At 64.5% G+C, this 18,342-nt stretch carries 15 protein-coding genes; 12 read left to right on the forward strand and 3 right to left on the reverse strand.

The window, feature by feature from the left end; all coding sequences use genetic code 11:
- Nucleotides 1–95: 95 nt before the first annotated feature.
- From AC56K1_RS18140 to AC56K1_RS18190, 11 genes are all read left to right on the forward strand, one after another.
- Nucleotides 96–1,379: a TIR domain-containing protein gene (locus AC56K1_RS18140; protein ID WP_497159198.1), complete on the forward strand. Its 1,284-nt coding sequence runs from the start codon at nt 96–98 to the stop codon at nt 1,377–1,379.
- Nucleotides 1,380–1,393: 14 nt separating this feature from the next.
- Nucleotides 1,394–3,217, forward strand: a complete 1,824-nt coding sequence (locus AC56K1_RS18145) for a hypothetical protein (RefSeq protein WP_497159199.1) — start codon at nt 1,394–1,396, stop codon at nt 3,215–3,217.
- Nucleotides 3,214–3,690: a PGDYG domain-containing protein gene (locus AC56K1_RS18150; protein ID WP_497159200.1), complete on the forward strand. Its 477-nt coding sequence runs from the start codon at nt 3,214–3,216 to the stop codon at nt 3,688–3,690. Before AC56K1_RS18145 ends, AC56K1_RS18150 begins: the two co-directional genes overlap by 4 nt.
- Nucleotides 3,691–3,858: 168 nt before the next feature.
- Complete coding sequence (flhB, locus tag AC56K1_RS18155) at nt 3,859–5,037, forward strand: flagellar biosynthesis protein FlhB (protein WP_497159201.1); 1,179 nt, start codon at nt 3,859–3,861, stop codon at nt 5,035–5,037.
- Complete coding sequence (gene flhA / locus AC56K1_RS18160; protein ID WP_497159202.1) at nt 5,037–7,154, forward strand: flagellar biosynthesis protein FlhA; 2,118 nt, start codon at nt 5,037–5,039, stop codon at nt 7,152–7,154. Before flhB ends, flhA begins: the two co-directional genes overlap by 1 nt.
- Nucleotides 7,155–7,503: 349 nt before the next feature.
- The gene (gene flhF, locus AC56K1_RS18165; RefSeq protein WP_497159203.1) at nt 7,504–8,967 is read left to right on the forward strand and encodes a flagellar biosynthesis GTPase FlhF; all 1,464 of its coding nucleotides are present in this window, start codon (nt 7,504–7,506) and stop codon (nt 8,965–8,967) included.
- Nucleotides 8,960–9,778 (forward strand): MinD/ParA family ATP-binding protein, encoded by an 819-nt coding sequence (locus tag AC56K1_RS18170; RefSeq protein ID WP_497159204.1) that lies wholly within the window; start codon nt 8,960–8,962, stop codon nt 9,776–9,778. The genes flhF and AC56K1_RS18170 overlap by 8 nt, the downstream gene beginning before the upstream one ends.
- 32 nt (nt 9,779–9,810) lie before the next feature.
- Nucleotides 9,811–10,548 carry an RNA polymerase sigma factor FliA gene (locus AC56K1_RS18175; RefSeq protein WP_497159205.1) on the forward strand — a complete coding sequence of 246 codons (738 nt, stop codon included), beginning with the start codon at nt 9,811–9,813 and terminating at the stop codon, nt 10,546–10,548.
- A complete protein-coding gene (locus tag AC56K1_RS18180; protein ID WP_497159206.1) occupies nt 10,530–11,273 on the forward strand; it encodes a flagellar motor protein in 744 nt (247 codons plus the stop codon). The genes AC56K1_RS18175 and AC56K1_RS18180 overlap by 19 nt, the downstream gene beginning before the upstream one ends.
- 5 nt (nt 11,274–11,278) lie before the next feature.
- A complete protein-coding gene (gene motD, locus AC56K1_RS18185) occupies nt 11,279–12,037 on the forward strand; it encodes a flagellar motor protein MotD (RefSeq protein WP_497159207.1) in 759 nt (252 codons plus the stop codon).
- A gap of 47 nt (nt 12,038–12,084) precedes the next feature.
- The gene (locus AC56K1_RS18190; protein ID WP_497159208.1) at nt 12,085–12,582 is read left to right on the forward strand and encodes a hypothetical protein; all 498 of its coding nucleotides are present in this window, start codon (nt 12,085–12,087) and stop codon (nt 12,580–12,582) included.
- A 79-nt stretch (nt 12,583–12,661) separates the two neighbouring features.
- On the opposite strand, the gene AC56K1_RS18195 is transcribed toward AC56K1_RS18190, so the two are convergent.
- Nucleotides 12,662–13,747: a M35 family metalloendopeptidase gene (locus AC56K1_RS18195; RefSeq protein WP_497159209.1), complete on the reverse strand. Its 1,086-nt coding sequence runs from the start codon at nt 13,745–13,747 to the stop codon at nt 12,662–12,664.
- 221 nt (nt 13,748–13,968) lie between these two features.
- Entirely contained in the window at nt 13,969–15,012 is a 1,044-nt protein-coding gene (locus tag AC56K1_RS18200; RefSeq protein ID WP_497159210.1) for a M35 family metalloendopeptidase, read from the reverse strand.
- 251 nt (nt 15,013–15,263) lie between these two features.
- Between AC56K1_RS18200 and AC56K1_RS18205 the strand changes: the two genes are divergently transcribed.
- Nucleotides 15,264–17,342, forward strand: a complete 2,079-nt coding sequence (locus AC56K1_RS18205) for a putative bifunctional diguanylate cyclase/phosphodiesterase (RefSeq protein WP_497159211.1) — start codon at nt 15,264–15,266, stop codon at nt 17,340–17,342.
- A gap of 284 nt (nt 17,343–17,626) precedes the next feature.
- Here AC56K1_RS18205 and AC56K1_RS18210 read toward each other — a convergent pair whose 3' ends face one another.
- A complete protein-coding gene (locus tag AC56K1_RS18210; RefSeq protein ID WP_497159212.1) occupies nt 17,627–17,890 on the reverse strand; it encodes a hypothetical protein in 264 nt (87 codons plus the stop codon).
- Between the last annotated feature and the right edge of the window lie 452 nt (nt 17,891–18,342).

The following is an 18,342-nucleotide window of genomic DNA, read 5'->3' on the forward strand; positions in this document are numbered from 1 at the left end:
AGGTAGAGCGGCGCTCACGACAAGGCGGAGGGGCGACATGGCGGCGGATGTGTCGGACATCGTTGTCAGGGTAAGCCTTGATCTCAGGCGCAGCGATGACGTCTCATGACAGCAGCGATGAAGCTTCCAGACCCGGCAACGAAAGCGGTGCGCCCCCTGGCGCGCAGGGCAGGGTCTTCTTCAGTTACGCACGCAGCGATGCCGAGTTCGTCCTCAAAATCGCCAGTTCACTGCGCGTGGACGGTGTCGAGCTGTGGGTCGACCAGCTCGACATTCCGAAAGGCGCGCGCTGGGACCAATCGGTCGAAGGTGCGCTCAAGGGCTGTTCCTGCCTGGTGGTGGTGCTGTCGCCTGCCTCGGTAAATTCGTTCAACGTCCTCGATGAGGTGTATTACACCCTCGGCGAGGAGAAACGGGTCGTCCCGATCCTGCTGCATCCGTGCGAAATACCATTTCGCCTGAAGCGGATCCAGTACATCGACTTTACTGCCGGATACCAGCAGGGCTATGAGGAACTCCTTGCCACGCTGACCAGGCGGTCGGCGCCCCGCACGCCGCCGCAGGCGCCGCCGCAGCCACCACCACCGGCTGTACCTGAACCGGTGATCTACCCGAACGGCGCCGGAGGTGCGCCGAGGGGCTGGAATGAAGCTCCTCCCGGCCAGCGCTGGGGCAAGTGGCGCCACGTGGCGCTGGGTGGGGCGCTGATGTTTTTCTTCCTGTTGGTCGTCGGCCTGGTGTCCGAATCGGGCAAGGTCGAACCGGAACAGAAAACCAGCCAGCAGGATCCCGCGCCGGTGGTGGAGCCGCCCACGGCCGGGCCGGTGCAGGCCAATTCCGGCGGCGAGGCTGCTGCCGGCACCCCGCCTGCCCCCGCGCCGCCTCGCGTCGGTGCAGCTTCCGACACCGGCCCGGCGAACACCAGCGGGCCGTCCACCACGCAGGCACAGGCCGATCCCGTCCCGCCCGCTGTTCCGGATGCGCCGGCGGCGCCTGCACCGCAGCCGATCAACATCGATGATCTCCAGCTGTTTCCTATCAAGTTCGTCATCGCCCATAACCGCCGCAACATCGGGCAGATCCTCGCGCTCTACGACGATGGTGTGGACTACCTCGGCGTCGGACGGGGCGCACAGTTCGTGCTCAGGGACAAGCAGGACCTGTACAGTGCGTGGCCGAACATCCGCTTCCAGATAAGCAGTGAAATCGAACACGAATTCGCCGAGAACGGACAGGTTGCCTATCTTGCTTTTACGGTGGATATCACCGCCAGCAATGCTGAAACAGAACGCCAAGGGCGGGTGCGCGAAGTCCTGCAGTTGCGCATGGTCGGCGGCGTGATGAAAATCACTGCGGAACGGCATACGGTTCCCCCATGAGCACGGGTACAGGGATGGATGAGAAGCCAACACCGCCGTTCAGGCGGCAAGCCCGCAATGTCTGGGTGATGGCAGCGCGCGATACCGGGCTACCCGACGATGCGGACCGCAAGAAGCGCGTCCTTGGCGTGCTTGACCAGGTCATCCGCAAGTTTCAGCACGTGGCCTTGCAGCAAGGTGCGCAGTTGCGGCTCATCACCGGCGCCGCCGCCGACATCGATGCCAGCTCGGCGGAGATTGCAAAAAAATACGGGTGCGAACGGCATGTCCTGGCCCCGTCCTGGGCCGAGAGCGGCTTGCCTCCGGACCGTGTCGCACTGCTCATGGAAAAAGCCTGTGCCTCCCCGGATACCGCCGCGGAGGCCGCCGACGAAGCCAAGCTTGGCTACGCCGATGCGATGGTGGTGCTCTGCCATGGCGCTCCGCTGAGTGATTACTCGGCGGAGCGCGACGGCATCCTGGTCGAAGCCATTTGCCGGCACACGCCGATCATATGGATCGACATGAGCGCCGCGGACGCCGGCGGGACCCACATCCTCAGGCCCCGGGGACTCGACGAGTGGGCCGTTACCACTCTGGGCAAGGACGAGGAGCAGGTGCGGCGGATCGCCAACGACTTTGTTGACCAGGTCGAACCGGCCGCACTGGAAGCAAGGATGGAGGAACGGCTCGCTGTCTACTGGAATCTCGAGAAGACGGTGGCGATCGATGCGATGCTGCTGCTTCGCTACGGCGATCCGGGCCGGCGCGCAACCTGGCACGGCATGTTCTATACCCTGTTCCTCACGCTGTTCGGCAATTGGAAGGTCAAGTTTTTCAGCCCGGTACAAGAGCAGCGCGGGCCGGCGAAACTGGTGGAGCAGAGCCGGTTGCGCGCCGCGACCTGGGAATGGTTCGACCGGATCGACCGGGCGGCGACCTATGCGGCGTACAGCCATCGCGATCAGGTCGTGGTGGTCAACCTGGCGGCTAGCCTGGCGGTATTCGCCGCGGTGGCGGGACAGGTATGGCTGTCCTGGAATGCCTGGCCGCTGATCGAGTTGCTGCTGGTGGCGCTGATCGGCTTGACGGTCTACGGTAATCGTCACCGGCAAATGACCAATCACGACCGATGGGTGCATTTCCGCCAGTCGGCCGAAGCCCTGCGCTTGAGCGCGCTATTGCATCCACTGCTCGCCAGCCTGCCGCTGCTGCATCGCGGAGTCTGGAAATACGACGCCACCCACAGGCCGCAGCCGGTGCTCGACAAGCCCTTCCACTGGCTGGTGATTCAGCTGCTGCGCGATGCGGGCATACCGGGCGAGGAGGGCCGGCATTGTGTCAAGACGCGGTTTGCCGATCTCGTGGACAGCCTGGATGCCTTGATCGAGGACCAGAAAACCTATCACCAGCGCAGCAGGGGCCGCTACGAGCAGACCCACCACCGTCTGCGCGACGCGATCGCATGCGTGTTCTGCGTGGTGGTGCTGTGGGTGGGCTTTCACATGATCGTGGAATACTGCCATGCGCCGCCCGGCATCCTGCGTGCCAACTGCGCCTTGCTGCCGACGGATGTGCTCCATGGCGCGCGCTGGCCGCTCTTCCTGACCGCATTCCTTCCGGCGCTTGCCGCCGCCATGCACGGGATTGCGTCCAAGGCGGAATTGCAGCGCCTTGCCAAGAATTCGGGACGCATGTGCCAGCGGCTGGACATGCTGCAGCGCCTGATCCAAGGCGTGCGCGGCAGTGGCGATCCGTTGGCCCTGCGCGCCCTTGCCGTACAAGCCGCCGCGACCATGTATGCCGAGCACGATGCATGGGCCGAGCTGATGGCCGACCAGCCGCTCGAGCTGGTATGAGCGCGTTCGACATCGCCGGCCAGCCGGGAGCCTTCCTGGCCGTGAAGCGCCCGCTGCCGGTTACCGTCGAGTTCGCCGAGCGGGACGGCAGCGTCACGACCCGCGAGGGCGAGGTGCGCTACCAGGCCGGGGATGCCATTTTGTCAGGCATTGAGAAAGAGCGCTGGCCGGTCCCGCGGGCACGCTTTTTCGCCTCCTACGATCCGGTCGCGCCACTGCAGGCGGGTGATAACGGGTCGTATGTCAAACGCCACAAGGCCGTGTGGGCCTGGCGCAGCAGCGCGACCATCGAGATTGCATTGTCCGGCGGGCGCGGCACCCTGCGCGCGAACGCCGGCGACGTCATCGTCGATTATGGCGATTGCGACCTGGCCGTGGTGGCGGCGTCGATTTTCGACAGCAGCTACCAGCGCGCGCAGGAGCGGGCAGGGCCGCCGGGCTGGGGCAGCCAGGTCGGGAACGAGCCCGGGTGAGGGAATTGTTTGCCGGCTCGTCAATTGTCCGTCCTCGCCCAGCTTGCTGCTGAGTGGCTTCCACGCACATAACAGCAAATAGAGGGTCTTTCACACCCTGTTTCGCTTCTAGCCGTACGGCAACACCTGCGATAATCCTGTTCTTGGTGGTAATTAACAGGAGCAGGGATGTCGGAAGACAGCGATGCAGAGAAGACAGAACCAGCGTCACCCAGGAGGCTTGAAAAAGCCCGTGAGGATGGCGACGTTCCCCGCTCGCGCGAAATCGCCACCTTCACCGTCCTGATGACCGCCGGCGCCGGCCTCTACATGACCGGCGGCACCCTCGCGGGCAAGCTCGGCCAGACCCTGCATTCCGGCCTGTCCCTGAGCCGTGAGCAAATCTACAACCCCGACGTCCTGATCCAGCGCATCACGAATGACCTGATCGACGTCCTGATCGCCTGCCTGCCGCTGGCCGGCCTGATCATGCTGGTCGCGCTGGCCTCGCCGCTCTTGATCGGCGGCTGGCTGTTCTCGTCCAAGGCTTTCATGCCGAACTTCATGAAGCTGAACCCGATCAAGGGCATCGGCAACATGTTTTCCACCAATGCCCTGATCGAGCTGCTCAAGGCCATCGCCAAGACCCTGGTGGTCGGCGCCGTGGCCTGGGTCGTCATCAATGGCCAGAAGGAAGCCTTCCTCGGCCTGGCGGTCGAGCCGCTGAACGCCGGCAGCGCCCACGTGGGCGAGCTGATGGCCAAGGCCTTCCTGTTCATTACCGGCGCACTGGGCCTGATCGCGGCCATCGACGGACCGTGGCAGCTGTGGCACTACAACGACAAGCTGAAGATGACGCGCCAGGAAGTGATCCAGGAATCCAAGGAATCGGACGGCAATCCGCAGATGAAGGGCAGGATTCGCCAGCTCCAGCGCGAAATGGCGCGCGGCCGGATGATGCAGAATGTGCCTACTGCTGATGTGATCGTCACCAACCCGACCCACTATGCGGTGGCGCTGAAGTATGCCGACGGCCAGAAGGGTGCGCCGCGCGTGGTGGCCAAGGGTATCGACGACGTCGCGGCCAAGATCCGCGAGCTCGGCGCCGAACACAAGGTGACGCTGCTGGAAGCCCCGGCCCTGGCCCGTGCGCTGTACAAGCACACCGACATCGACGAAGAGATCCCGGAAAAGCTGTTCTCGGCCGTGGCCGAAGTGCTCGCTTATGTCTACCAGCTGCGCGCCTACAAGACCGGCGACGGCAATTACCCGGATCGCCCGACCAAACTGGCGGTGCCGGCAGAGATGGACCCGAACGATCCGGCCTACAAAGGTCCGGGCAGCCTGAATAACGGAGCAACCCAATAATGAACAGCATCAGACTGCCGGCATGGATGAACGGCCTCGGCGCCAGGGGCGGCAACGCGCTGGCCGCGCCGCTGCTCATCATCGTCCTGCTGGCGATGATGATCCTGCCGCTGCCGGCCTTCATCCTCGATGTGTTCTTCTCCTTTAACATCGCGCTGTCCGTCATCGTCCTGCTGACCGCGCTGTACACGGTCAAGCCGCTCGACTTCATGGCCTTCCCGGCCATCCTGCTGGTCTCCACGATGTTGCGCCTGTCGCTCAATGTGGCTTCGACCCGTATCGTCCTGACCGAAGGCCATACCGGCGGCGCCGCGGCCGGCAAGGTCATCGAGGCCTTCGGCCACTTCCTGATCGGCGGTAACTACACGGTCGGTATCGTCGTGTTCATCATCCTGACCATCATTAACTTCTCGGTCGTGACCAAGGGTGCGGGACGCATCGCCGAAGTCGGCGCGCGCTTCGCCCTGGACGCGATGCCGGGCAAGCAGATGGCGATCGACGCCGACCTGAACGCCGGCCTGATCGGCGAAGCCGATGCCCGCAGGCGCCGCAACGAAGTCGCGCAAGAGGCCGAGTTCTACGGCGCGATGGACGGTGCGTCCAAATACGTCAAGGGCGACGCCGTGGCCGGCATCATGATCACCCTGATCAACGTCATCGGCGGCCTGATCATCGGTATCGTCCAGCACGACATGGAATTCGCCAAAGCGGCCGAGGTCTACACGCTGCTGGCCATCGGTGACGGCCTGGTGGCCCAGCTGCCTTCGCTGATCATCTCGATCGCGGCCGGTATGGTGGTCTCGCGCGTGGCCAGCGACGAAGACATCAGCACCCAGTTGACCACCCAGCTGTTCGCCCGACCGGAAGCGCTCTACATCACCGGCGGCATCATCCTCGCGCTGGGCCTGATCCCGGGCATGCCGAACCTGGTGTTCCTGCTGCTGGGCGGCGCCCTGATTGGTGGCGGCTATATGATCGCCAAGCGCCGCAGGGAGGCGCCGGCCCAGGAAGCGGCTGCGGCGCTTGAGGCTGCGGCAGCCGGCACCGGTGGCGCGGCTGCCCCGGCCGAATCCGAAGAAGCGACCTGGCAGGACGTCATGGCGGTCGACACCCTCGGCCTGGAAGTGGGCTACCGCCTGATTCCGCTGGTGGACAAGACACAGGGCGGCGAGCTGCTCAAGCGTATCAAGGGCATCCGCAAGAAATTCGCCCAGGAAGTCGGCTTCCTGGCGCCGCCCGTGCACATCCGCGACAACCTGGAACTCAAGCCTTCTGCCTACCGCATCACGCTCAAGGGCGTGGAAGTGGGCACTGGCGAAGCGATGAACGGCCAATTCCTGGCGATCAACCCGGGCATGGCCAGCGGCGCGCTGCCGGGCCTGGTGACGGTCGATCCGGCTTTTGGCTTGCCGGCCACCTGGATCGACGCCAGCCTGCGCGACGAAGCGCAGAGCATGGGCTATACCGTGGTCGACGCCGGCACCGTGGTGGCGACCCACCTGAACCACCTGATCACGACCCACGCCTCGGAACTGCTGGGCCGCATGGAAATCCAGGACCTGCTCGATCACCTGGGCAAGGCGAGTCCGAAGCTGGTGGAAGACCTGGTGCCGAAGATCGTCTCGCTGTCGACCCTGCAGAAAGTGCTGCAGAACCTGCTGCAGGAAGGCGTGCACATCCGCGATATGCGCACCATCATCGAAGCCTTGTCGGAATATGCGACCCAGACGCAAGACCCGAACGAGCTGACCGCCATGGTGCGGGTGGCGCTGGGCCGCGCCATCGTGCAGCAGCTGTTCCCGGGCATGAACGAATTGTCGGTGATGACCCTCGACAACCGCCTCGAGCGCTTGCTGATGCAGGCCATGGGCACGGGCGGCGACGGCGCCGGCATCGAGCCGGGCCTGGCCGACACCATCGCCCAGCAGGCGGCCAATGCGGCCCAGCAGCAGGAAGAGTTGGGCTTGAGCCCCGTGCTCTTGGTGCCGGCCCCGCTGCGCGTCCTGCTGTCGCGTTTCCTGCGCCGCGCGGTGCCGCAGCTGAAGGTGCTGTCGCATAACGAGATTCCGGAGACCAAGACGATCCGGGTGACCAGTCTGGTCGGGGTGCCTATGTAAGGGGAGGGAGCGCCGTGTGGGTTGTTCTCCCTGGGTTCGCTTGCTACATGCGTCGTTTCATTCATCGATCTGCGAAACCGTCGTCCCCGCCTGCGGGGGGGAGGTGACGTTGGCTGGTGGCGCGAACAAGGCCTCTCCAGCGCCTTCGGCAAAACCCGTCGACCGCCACCCGCAGCATTCGTCTCCCGACGAAGCATCCGCTGTACACCCCCGCCATTTGAAATAGGCCCTTTTCCCCTCGTTACTCCCCCGATGGTTTCTCCACGGCATCGCCAATAATACGAACCATGGACGGGCGGTTTCGCCTGCAGAAGACATAGAACAGTACAGTGAAGTGCGGAGAACAACGATGAACGTGAAGAAATTTACAGCGGCTACCTCCCGTGACGCCTTGCGCAAGGTGCGCGAGGCGCTCGGTCCTGACGCGGTCATCCTGTCCAACCGTCCGGTCGACGGCGTGGTCGAGATCCTGGCGCTGGACAACGACGACGTCGCCTCGCTGTCCTCCCCGAGCATCGAAGAAGCGCAGCCGCAGTTCGGCGCCTTCGACAACGACTTCGACCCGGAACCGGTCTTCGCCCGCGCCCCGGCCGCCTTCGCTCCCGCCTTCACCGCTCCCGAACCACGCCAGGCCGCAGCGCGCGCCGCCGCCCAGCCGCAGATGGACCCGTTCGCGGGCCAGCCCTATGTGGAACGCCGCGCAGCCCCTGTCGCCGAAGACATCCCGCCGACCTACGAAAACCGCCGCGCCCCGGCCCAGGCCTCCACCATCGACATGGCCGCCATGAGCTCGATGATGAGCGCCGCCATCGCCCAGGCCAAGGAATCGGCCACGCTCGAAATGAGCGGCATGATGAATGAAATCCGCGCCATGCGCGGCATGATGGAAACCCAGTTGGCCGAGCTGTCGTGGAATGCCAGCTCGCAGCGCGAGCCGCAAAAGAACGCCGTGCTGCGCGAAATGCTGGCCGCCGGTTTCTCGGCGACGCTGGCGCGCTACCTGATCGACAAGATGCCGGCCACGAAAGACGCGGCCGAAGCCCTCCGCTGGATCAAGACGGTGCTGGCCCGTAACCTGACCACCATCGCCAACGAAGACGATTTGCTGTCGCGCGGCGGCGTGTTCGCCCTGGTCGGCCCGACCGGCGTCGGCAAGACCACCACCACCGCAAAACTGGCGGCGCGTTGCGTGATGCGCCACGGCGCCGACAAGCTGGCGCTGATCACCACCGATGCCTACCGTATCGGCGGCCACGAGCAGCTGCGCATCTACGGCAAGATCCTGGGCGTGATGGTGCACTCGGTGAAGGACGAAGCCGACCTGCGGATTGCTTTGAAAGAACTCAAGAACAAGCACACCGTGCTGATCGACACCATCGGCATGTCGCAGCGCGACCAGATGGTGACGGAACAAGTAGCCATGCTGAGCGAATCCGGCGCCGACGTGAAGCGCCTGCTGTGCCTGAACGCGACCTCGACCAACGAGACCCTGAACGAAGTGGTGCGCGCCTACCAGGGCGGCGGCCTGGCCGGCTGCATCATGACCAAGCTGGATGAAGCCGCTTCGATCGGCAACGTGCTCGACGTCGTGATCCGCCAGAAGCTGAACCTGCACTACATCTCGAACGGCCAGCGCGTGCCGGAAGACCTGCACTTGGCCGACCGCGCCATGCTGGTCGACCGCGCCTTCCGTTCGCGCGCCGCCGGCAACGGCTTTAGCGATGCCGACCTGCCGCTGATGATGGCCGCCGCCGGCGCAAATGCTGGCAACCTGCACAACGACCGCAGCCTGCGCGAGGTGTCCCTTGGCTAGTTTCGATTTCGACCAGGCCGAAGGCCTGCGCCGGATGCTGCAGGGCCCGCGCCCGCGCATCGTCACTTTTCTTTCCGCCACCCCTGAAGACGACAAGGGCGCCATGCTCGTCAACCTGGGCGCCTCGCTGGCCCAGACCGGCAACGACGTCTTGATCGTGGACGCCTGCGAGCGCGAGTACGGCGTCGCCCGCCGCCTGGGCATCAGCCGCGCCGCCGCGCTGGCCAACGTGGCGCGCCAGGAGTGCGGCCTGAACCAGGTCCTGCACGCCGTGCCGCAGGGCTTTTCGGTGGCCTCGCTGGGCACCCCGCAGCGCGCGGACGATGCGCGCCGCCTGGCCAAGACCTTCGACGTGCTGGTCAAGCAGGCCGGCATCGTGATGGTGGACGCCGAACTCGGCCCGGACGGCGAATTGCCGCTGCCGCTGATGGCCAGTTCCGAGATCGTGGTGCAGGTCGGGACCTCGGCCGCCTCGATCACGAATGCCTACGCCTTGATCAAGCATTTGTCGCACCAACTGGGCCGCCGTCCTTTCGGCATCCTCGTTACCGGCGCGACAGAGGCGGAAGCCAAGGTTGTATACGATAATATGTCTACCGCGGCAACACGCTACCTGGCGGTGACCCTCAATTCGATGGGCTCGGTACCGGCCGACGAATACCTGCACCGCGCCGCGCGCCTGGGGCGCGCCGTGGTTGATGCCTTCCCGCTGGCGGGTGCATCGGTTGCTTTCCGCCAGCTGGCAGGCAAGTTCGCGCTGCACGCGATGCCGCAGCTGGGGCGGGGAGGCGGCGCACATTTCGGGTCCTGACCTGCTAGAGAAGAAAAGAAGACAAGCAACGCATGTACACGGTCAAAGGAATATCGGACAAGAACCATTTGCTGACGGAGCACATGCCGTTGGTGAAGCGTCTTGCCCACCACATGAAGGCCAAGCTGCCGCCTTCCGTGGAAGTCGATGACCTGGTGCAGGCGGGCATGATCGGCCTGCTCGATGCGATCAACCGCTACGAAGACAACCACGGCGCCCAGTTCGAGACCTATGCGGTGCTGCGCATCCGCGGCGCCATGCTCGACGAACTGCGCTCAAGCGACTGGATGCCGCGCAGCACGCGCCAGAATATGCGCAAGGTCGAAGCGGCGATGGAAGCGCTGCAGCAGCGCCTGGGGCGCCCGGCCAGCGAATCCGAAATCGCCAAGTCCCTGAAAATCCCGCTGTCCGAATACCAGGACATGCTGGGCGACGGCGGCGGCCACCAGCTGCTGTACTACGAAGACTTCCACGACGACGAAGGCGACGGCGGCAGCGCCGGCTTCCTCGACCGCTATGCGGTCGACGATGCCGATCCGCTGCGCTCGCTGCTCGACACCGACTTCCGCCAGGCCGTCATCGACGCCATCGACAAGCTGCCGCCGCGCGAGAAGATGCTGATGGGCCTGTACTACGAGGAAGAACTCAATCTGAAGGAAATCGGCGCGGTGATGGGCGTGAGTGAATCGCGCGTGTCGCAGCTGCACACCCAGGCGGTGTCGCGGCTGCGTGCCTCGCTCAAGGAGCAATTATGGACTGGGCCAGCGTAGCCGGGCTGGTGCTCGCGCTGGCGGGCATCCTGGTGGGCCACACGCTCGACGGCGGCAAGTTCGCGTCGCTGGTGCAGCCGGCCGCCTTCGCCATCGTGGTGGTCGGCACCTTCGGGGCCGTGCTGCTGCAAAGCGAGACCCGCAGCTTCCTGCACGGCATGCGCATGCTGCGCTGGGTGTTCTTCCCGCCGAAGTCAAGCCGCGACAAGCTCTCGCGCGAGATCGCGCTGTGGAGCCTCACCGCACGGCGCGACGGCCTGCTGTCGCTCGAGCAGTACATGGGAACGCAGGATAAATTCATCCAGAAGGGCCTGCGCCTGGTGGTGGACGGCATCAATCCGGACAAGATCCGCAGCCTGCTCGAGAGCGAAATCAGCGCCTACGAATTCGCCCAGCGCCAGGCCGCGCGCATCTGGGAATCGGCCGCCGGCTATTCGCCGACCATCGGCATCCTGGGCGCGGTGCTGGGCCTGATCCACGTAATGGAAAACCTGTCCGACCCGTCGCGCCTGGGTTCCGGCATCGCGGTGGCCTTTGTCTCGACTGTGTATGGCGTCGGGCTGGCCAACCTGTTCTTCTTCCCGGTCGGGAATAAACTGAAAGCCATCGTCAGCGACAAGGTGGCGCAGTACGAAATCCTCGCCGAAGTCTTCCACGACCTCGCCAGCGGCGACCACACCCGCGTGGTCGACGAACGGGTGGCGTCGCTGCTGGCGCGCCACTAAGCGGCATGGCGCGCAAACGCTACGACGATTCGAACGGCTCGGCCGAGCACCACGAGCGCTGGCTGATTTCCTACGCCGATTTCATCACGCTGCTGTTCGCTTTTTTTGTCGTGATGTATGCGATTTCCATCGTCAACGAAGGCAAGTACGCGGTGCTGTCCGAAGCGCTGGGCGACGCCTTCGGCGGACGCAGCCTCGCGCCCCAAGCCGCTACCCGGGTCGAACCGGCGCTGCCGCTGTCGCACATCGTCAACCGCAAGCGGATCGAAGCCGCGCGGCGCGAGCGCCAGCGCATGGAGACCCTGGCGAAAGACCTGTCGGCGACCCTGCTGCCGCTGGTGAAATCGGGCCAGGTGCGGGTGACCCAGAATGCACGCGGCATCAGCGTCGAGATCAATGCCAGTGCGCTGTTCGACCAGGGCGAAGCGGTGCTGCAGCCGGACGCGCGCGACGTGCTGCGCGAAGTGGCCGGCCTGCTCAAGAATCACCCGCACATGATCGAAGTCGAAGGCCATACCGACGACCTGCCGATCGCCACGCCCCAATACGCATCGAACTGGGAACTGTCGGCGGTGCGCGCGGCCAGCGTGGTGCGGCTGTTCATCGAGGGCGGGGTCTCGGCGCCGCGGCTGTCGGCGATCGGGCATGGCTCGACGCGGCCGGTGGCGCGCAACGACAGCCCGGTCAACCAGGCGCGCAACCGGCGCGTTGCCGTGATGATCCTGGCAACGACACCAGAACCATTGCCGTCAGCTTTGAAATAAAATGTCATTTTTGCCGTCTGTTTGAAATATTCTTTCAAGGAGCACGAATGCATGTCAAACGAATCCTCCCGCTGCTCTTCCTCGCCCTGGGCGGCCTGGTGAGCGCCGTGGGCGCCGTGGAGAAAGACGCGACCGTGCGCCACCAGCTCGAGGTCGAGACCGCCGGCGGCAAGGTGAAGCTGCGCCTGACGGTCGAGAACCATGGCGAGACCACCATCTACGTGCCGCGCGAAGTAGCCGCCGAAGACGAACTCACCGGCCGCCGCTTCGAGGTGCTCGAAATGAGCGGCGCCAGGCCCGGCAAGCCGCTCGACTACACCGGCATGATGGTCAAGCGCGGCGCACTGACGGCCCGGGATTACCATCCGGTCGCGCCGCACACCATACACATGAACACCATCGACATCACGCCGACCTATGCCTTCAGGAAGGGCAAGGGCAGCTACGAGATCCGATACGACGGCCCCTGGCTGGCCGACCTGAAGCAGCTCGATGCGGTGAACAACAGCCCGGCGGCGCCGGTGCGTTTCAGCTTCAGCCGGTGACGGGAGCGCCGCCGCGAAACGTAAAATGGGCGGCAAAGCCGCCCATTCCGAAGATCCGCGACGGACCGGACTACAACGCTTAGTTCAGCGCCGGGGTGTTCTCGCCGAAGTACTCGTGCGAGTCGGCGTTCTGCACCGCGAGGTCAGGATTGGTGATCGCCAGGTTGGCGGCGCCAGCCTGGCCGTACACGTTGTCGTCGGTGCCGGCGACCACGTCGAAGTGGCTCATTTCATGCACCAGGGTGCCGCCCTTCGAATCGGTGCCGGTCATTGGCGCGGTCCAGAAGGCCTTGCAGACATAGATCTTGTACGGCTGGGTCGGGTACACATAGGCGTAATATGTCTTGTTGCAGCCGCAGTCGACCGTCACCGGCTTGTTCGCAAACGCGTCCTTGATCGCGGCGTAGTTCGACTTCACGGTGGCCACGCGGGTGCTGTTGTCGGCGCCGAACCACTTGGTGTAGCGCGAGCCGATCACGCCGCGCGTCATGTAGGCGTCGCCGTCGGTGGCCATGTTCAGGCCGGCGGACATGGCCGAGATCACGGTGCTTTGCTGCGAGGTCGTGCAGCGACTAAACGAGAGGCTGCCGGCGGATGGCGTCGGCGACGGCGCCTTCATGGCTTCGAGGTCGAGTTCCACTTTTGATTTCTCGCCGCGCGCGACGCGCCCGTCGATCCACACCGAGGCCGGCGCCGAGGCGATCGACGCGGTGTCGCCGCCGGCGGCCGCGGTGCCCAGGAACAGCTGTGGCGAATTGGTCTTGTAGCTGATCTGGTAGTCGCCGCTCACGCTCATGTCGTACAGGCTCGAGAGCTCGACCTTGACGGTGTGCGAGGCGCCCGGCTTGAGCACGAAGTAGTCGGACCGGGTCGGCGCGGCGCGCTTGACCAGGGTGCCCAGGTAAGGGACCGTCTGGCCGTCGCGCTTGATGTCGAACAGCGGATGGTCCACGCCCTCGAACGGGGTACGCGACTTGAGCACATATTGCGGCGCGCCCGAGTTGTTGGTGATGGTGACACTGACCATCACGTCTTCGTCCTGCCCCAGCGCGTTCTTCTCGGGCGTAACGCTGACCGAGACGCCCTTCGGCGCCGCAACCGCGCCACATGCCACCATCAGCGCCGCAGCGCCCACTGCCGACTTCACGATGCCATTCCAGCTCATATTCATTCTCCGTATGAAAAATAGTTATGTGGCCTTGCCTTGGCCTTATCGAGTTACTTCGGTGCTAAGGAATAACTCTAACTAATAATCACGGAATGATGAGTATGTGTAAAGTCGATTCGTGCCAAACGTGACAGTATTTGTGGAAAGTCAACAAGATCCGAAAATGTTCAATCGTGCGCTGGAAATTGGTATGTACAAGTGCTAGCAATTACCCTTCGTCATTGTTGTTGAGGCGTATTCTCCCCGAAGTATTCGTGCGAATCGGCGTTGTTGACTGCTCGTCCCGGATCGGTTCGCGCCAGGTCGGAAGCGCCCGACTGCCCGTACACGTGATCGTCGGTGGCGGCCACGACGTCGAAGTGGCTCAGCTCGTGGAGCAGGGTGCCGCCACGCGAATCGGTGCCGGTCAGCGCCGCCGTCCAGAAGGCCTTGCAGACATAGATCGTGTAGGGCTGGGCCGGGTAGACGTAGGCGAAATACGAGGCGTTGCAGCCGCAATCGATCTTCAGGGGCTTGGTCTCGAACGCATCGCGGATCGCCGTGAAATTCCTGGTCACCGCCGCGCCGCGCACGGGATCGACGGCGCCGAACCAGGTGCCGTAGCGCGCGCCATAGGCCGTGCGGGCTGTCAGGTAGGCATGGCCCTCGACCGTCATCGAGCGGCCGGCGTCGACCGCTGCCGCCAACTGCTCTTGCTGGGCGTTCGAGCATTTGCTGAATTCCAGCCCGCTGCCGGGGGCGGCCTGCTTGGCCGGCGGCCGTGCGCCGCGCGGCAGGCGGCCCTCGATCCAGATACCGGCCGTGTTCGAGGCCAGCGCCCCCGTCATCCGGCGCACGCTGGCGCTGCCGAACAGGCCGGCCGCGGCGGTGCGGTAGCGGAGCAGGTAGGAGCCGGTCACGTGCATCTCGTACAGCGCCGACAGCTCCACCACGGTCGAAATCGACGCTCCCGGCTCCAGCCGTACGTAATCGTTGGGGCCCGGCGCCGGTCGCTTGGCCTCGATGCCGAGATAACGCACCGGCTGGCCGTCGCGCTGCACCTCGAACAGCGGCCCTTCCACGCCCTCGACCGGGGTATGCCATTTCAGGATGGCTTGCGGGCTCAAGCCGGTGTTGGCCAGCGTGACCTCTACCCGTACGTCGTCGCTGCGGGCAAAATTCTGGCGCACGGGCCTGAGCGTCACGGTCACGTCCTGGGCCATGGCAGGGGTGGCGGCAAGGGAAAGCAGGAAGGACAGGGATAGGGGCAGACGGCGTGGCATAGCGGACTCCTCTAGAGGATGGGATTCGTCCTACTGTGCTGCTGCCGCCATCGTCCAGCCTTGCGCCATCCCAAGATTTCATTGGCTTTCGGCAACAAATCCGTACGTGCGATATGGTGTATTCACAACAGGTGTGATTATTCGTGATTATCTGCTCGATTCAAGCTACGTGGATTGCTATCATGCAATGACCCTATCCCACAATAAATATTGCCTTCGGGCTGCAGGTCCGTCATGAAATGCCACTACCGATGAACGCCCTGCCGGATTTTGCCGACACCCACTTGCAGAACCAGAACTACCTGGAACAGGTGATCGACGCCATGCCCGCCGGCCTGGTCATGGTCGATGCGGCCTTGCGCGCCTGCTCGATGAATCGCATGATGGCCGAGCTGCTTGGCGTGCCGGACGACCTGCTGTTCGAGCAGAAACTGGCGCTCGGCGACCTGATCGCCTGTCCGGAACTGGCCCGCCATGCAGCCGAGGCGCTGGATTCCGGCGCGCCCCACGACAATGTGCTGGTCACGCTCGACGGCCGCGCCGACGGCGTGCGCTATGTCGACTTCAACATCCGCCGCACCCGCAAGGACGGCGGCTACATGCTGCTGCTGATCGGCCAGGACATCACCTTCCGCCGCAAGGCGCGCCTGCGCCTGCAGGAAAGCGAGGAATTCTTCCGGCTCACCTTCAACCAGGCCGCGGTGGGCATCGTGCTGCTGGGCGCGGACGGGCGCGTGCTGCGTACCAACAGCAAGATGTCGCAGATCCTGGGCTATACCGAAATGGAACTGCTGCAGCGCTTTTTCCAGCAGCTCACCTGCGCGGAAGACATGGCGGAAGAGCAGGCGCTCATGACACGCCTGAAGCTGGGCCAGGTCAGCGACTACCAGTTAGAGAAACGCCTGTTGCGGCGCGATGGCGCGCGCGCGTGGGTGAGCGTGAACGTCTCGGCGATGCGCGACGTCAACGGCAACCAGCGCTTCATCTGCGTCATCAACGACATCCAGGGCCAGAAGCAAGCCGAGGAAGCGCTGCTGCGCATGGCCAACCACGACGCGCTCACCGGCCTGCCGAACCGCGTCCTGATGCAGGACCGGCTTGGCCAGGCCATCATGCATGCGCACCGGGCCGGGCGCCAGGTGGCGGTGATGTTCATCGACCTGGACCGCTTCAAGCACGTCAACGACAGCCTCGGCCACGATGCCGGCGACGGCCTGATCGTCGAGATCGCGCGCCGCTTGTCGAACAGCCTGCGCGAGAGCGACACCGTGGCGCGCCAGGGCGGCGACGAATTCGTGGTGGTGCTGCCCGACCTGGCAGGCCAGGAAGACGCGGCCCGGGTCGCGCGCAAGCTGCTGGAGAACCTGTTCCAGCCCTTGACGCTGTGCGGCCAGGAAGTCTTCCCATCGGGCAGCATCGGCATCGCCATGTACCCGCGCGACGGCGAAAACAGCGCTACCTTGCTCAAGTGCGCCGACAGCGCCATGTACGGCTCAAAGGCGCAGGGCGGCAACCACTACTCGTTTTATACGGCCGAGATGGGCGCCCAGGCGGTCGAGCACCTGCGCATGGAAGGCGCCCTGCAACGCGCCCTGCAGCGCCAGGAATTCCTGTTGCATTACCAGCCGGTGGTCGACATCGGCAGCGGCGTGGTCACCGGCGTCGAGGCGCTGCTGCGCTGGCAGCCGCAGAACCGCGCCATGGTCTCGCCTGCCGACTTCATTCCGCTGGCCGAGGAAACCGGCCTGATCGTGCCGATCGGCGAATGGGTGCTGGCCACTGCCATGGCCCAGCAGGTGGCCTGGCGCCAGGCCGGCTTGCCACCGGTGCGCATGAGCGTGAATTTGTCGGCGCGCCAGTTCCTGGGACAGGACGTGGCCCAGTGCGTGGCCGCGCTGCTCGAGCGCACCGGCTGCGACCCGGGCTACCTGACCCTGGAAATCACCGAAAGCGTGCTGATGGAAAACCCGGTGGCCGCCACCGAAACCATGGGGCGCCTGGCCGCCATGGGCGTGCAGCTGGCGATCGACGATTTCGGCACCGGCTACTCGAGCCTGGCCAGCCTCAAGCGTTTCCCGATCCACAGCCTCAAGATCGACCGCTCCTTCGTCATGGACCTGACCCAGGACGCCGACGACGCCGCCATCGTCAACGCGGTGATCGCGCTGGCGCATTCGATGAAGCTGAACGTGATTGCGGAAGGCGTCGAGACGGGCGAGCAGCTGGCCTACCTGCTTGAACATGGCTGCGACCAGATGCAGGGTTTCCACTTCAGCCGTCCGGTGGAGCCGGGGAGGATCGAGGCGATGCTGCGGGCGGCGCAGGGCTGAGCACCCGCACAAGCGTCGCGACGCTCCGTGCGCCGGCGTGGTCACGTATATTCGCCCACGGCCCCTATCCGGGCATTTCCATGAACCATCCTGGTGTCCTGCCTGCGCCTGCTGCCATGTCGTTTCTCGATAACACAGGCGACGTCGTCGGGCCCCGTCGAGTCCTGGCCGCAAAGCGTGAAGAGCACGGTCTCGCTGATCCTGCATTGCGCTGAAGCTGCCCTCAAGGCAACGCATGCAATTCACGGTTGCGAACCTGGCAGGGCAGGTTCGCAACCCCATGCTCAGGCGGACAAGCCTTTTTGCAGCAGCTCCGCCACCAGGGCGTTCATATCGACGCCGCGTTCCTTGCTCAGCGTTTGCAGCTGTTGCACCAGGTCGCCGTTGAGCTTGACGGCAAACGGCACCAGTCCCAGCGCGCGCTCACGCTCGCGCTGCTCGCGCCGGTCGACGGCAGGTGCGGCGGACGTGCCGAATGCGCCACCCTTCGCGCCCATCTGGTTCATCAGTTTCTTGGCATCGCTCTTTGCCAGGTCGGTCTTTTTCATTGTCAGCCCTTATTTTATCGAGAGCGAATTCTACCTGCGAAAGCGCTGTCTCGGCGGCACGCTGCATGCAGTGCGGGGAATAACGCGCGCTTGCTGCGAGCAGGCAGTTCTGCCGCTTCCCGACCTGATCGATGCAGCAATTAACGCCGCCAGTTCGCATGATGTATTCGCCGCTGCGGAAGAGCTTCTTGACCAGCACATGCCGCCCGATGTTGTGATCCGCGTGTTGACGAGGCCGACAAGGCGGCGTCGCTACGGTGAAGCGAATTGACTGGACTCGTCAACGGATTGATCACGAGGGCTGGGCAGTCGGATGACACGCAATACTGTCCAGCCTAAAAAAACATGTACGAAGCGTCCGTACGTTCTCCAGTGTGAGCTGGCGCAGGCGCTCGCGCAGTAGATTCGCCTTCATTTTGCATGCAAGGTGCCTGTGCCCTATCCTTCGCGCG

The organism is Telluria sp. ZB4P37, assembly GCF_059685855.1.

Bases quoted from the DNA above. Each gene is read 5' to 3' on its own strand.
- AC56K1_RS18140 (WP_497159198.1), top strand. From the start codon at position 96: ATGACGTCTCATGACAGCAGCGATGAAGCTTCCAGACCCGGCAACGAA.
- AC56K1_RS18145 (WP_497159199.1), top strand. From the start codon at position 1,394: ATGGATGAGAAGCCAACACCGCCGTTCAGGCGGCAAGCCCGCAATGTC.
- AC56K1_RS18150 (WP_497159200.1), top strand. From the start codon at position 3,214: ATGAGCGCGTTCGACATCGCCGGCCAGCCGGGAGCCTTCCTGGCCGTG.
- flhB (WP_497159201.1), top strand. From the start codon at position 3,859: ATGTCGGAAGACAGCGATGCAGAGAAGACAGAACCAGCGTCACCCAGG.
- flhA (WP_497159202.1), top strand. From the start codon at position 5,037: ATGAACAGCATCAGACTGCCGGCATGGATGAACGGCCTCGGCGCCAGG.
- flhF (WP_497159203.1), top strand. From the start codon at position 7,504: ATGAACGTGAAGAAATTTACAGCGGCTACCTCCCGTGACGCCTTGCGC.
- AC56K1_RS18175 (WP_497159205.1), top strand. From the start codon at position 9,811: ATGTACACGGTCAAAGGAATATCGGACAAGAACCATTTGCTGACGGAG.
- AC56K1_RS18180 (WP_497159206.1), top strand. From the start codon at position 10,530: ATGGACTGGGCCAGCGTAGCCGGGCTGGTGCTCGCGCTGGCGGGCATC.
- motD (WP_497159207.1), top strand. From the start codon at position 11,279: ATGGCGCGCAAACGCTACGACGATTCGAACGGCTCGGCCGAGCACCAC.
- AC56K1_RS18190 (WP_497159208.1), top strand. From the start codon at position 12,085: ATGCATGTCAAACGAATCCTCCCGCTGCTCTTCCTCGCCCTGGGCGGC.
- AC56K1_RS18195 (WP_497159209.1), bottom strand. From the start codon at position 13,747: ATGAGCTGGAATGGCATCGTGAAGTCGGCAGTGGGCGCTGCGGCGCTG.
- AC56K1_RS18200 (WP_497159210.1), bottom strand. From the start codon at position 15,012: ATGCCACGCCGTCTGCCCCTATCCCTGTCCTTCCTGCTTTCCCTTGCC.
- AC56K1_RS18205 (WP_497159211.1), top strand. From the start codon at position 15,264: ATGAACGCCCTGCCGGATTTTGCCGACACCCACTTGCAGAACCAGAAC.
- AC56K1_RS18210 (WP_497159212.1), bottom strand. From the start codon at position 17,890: ATGAAAAAGACCGACCTGGCAAAGAGCGATGCCAAGAAACTGATGAAC.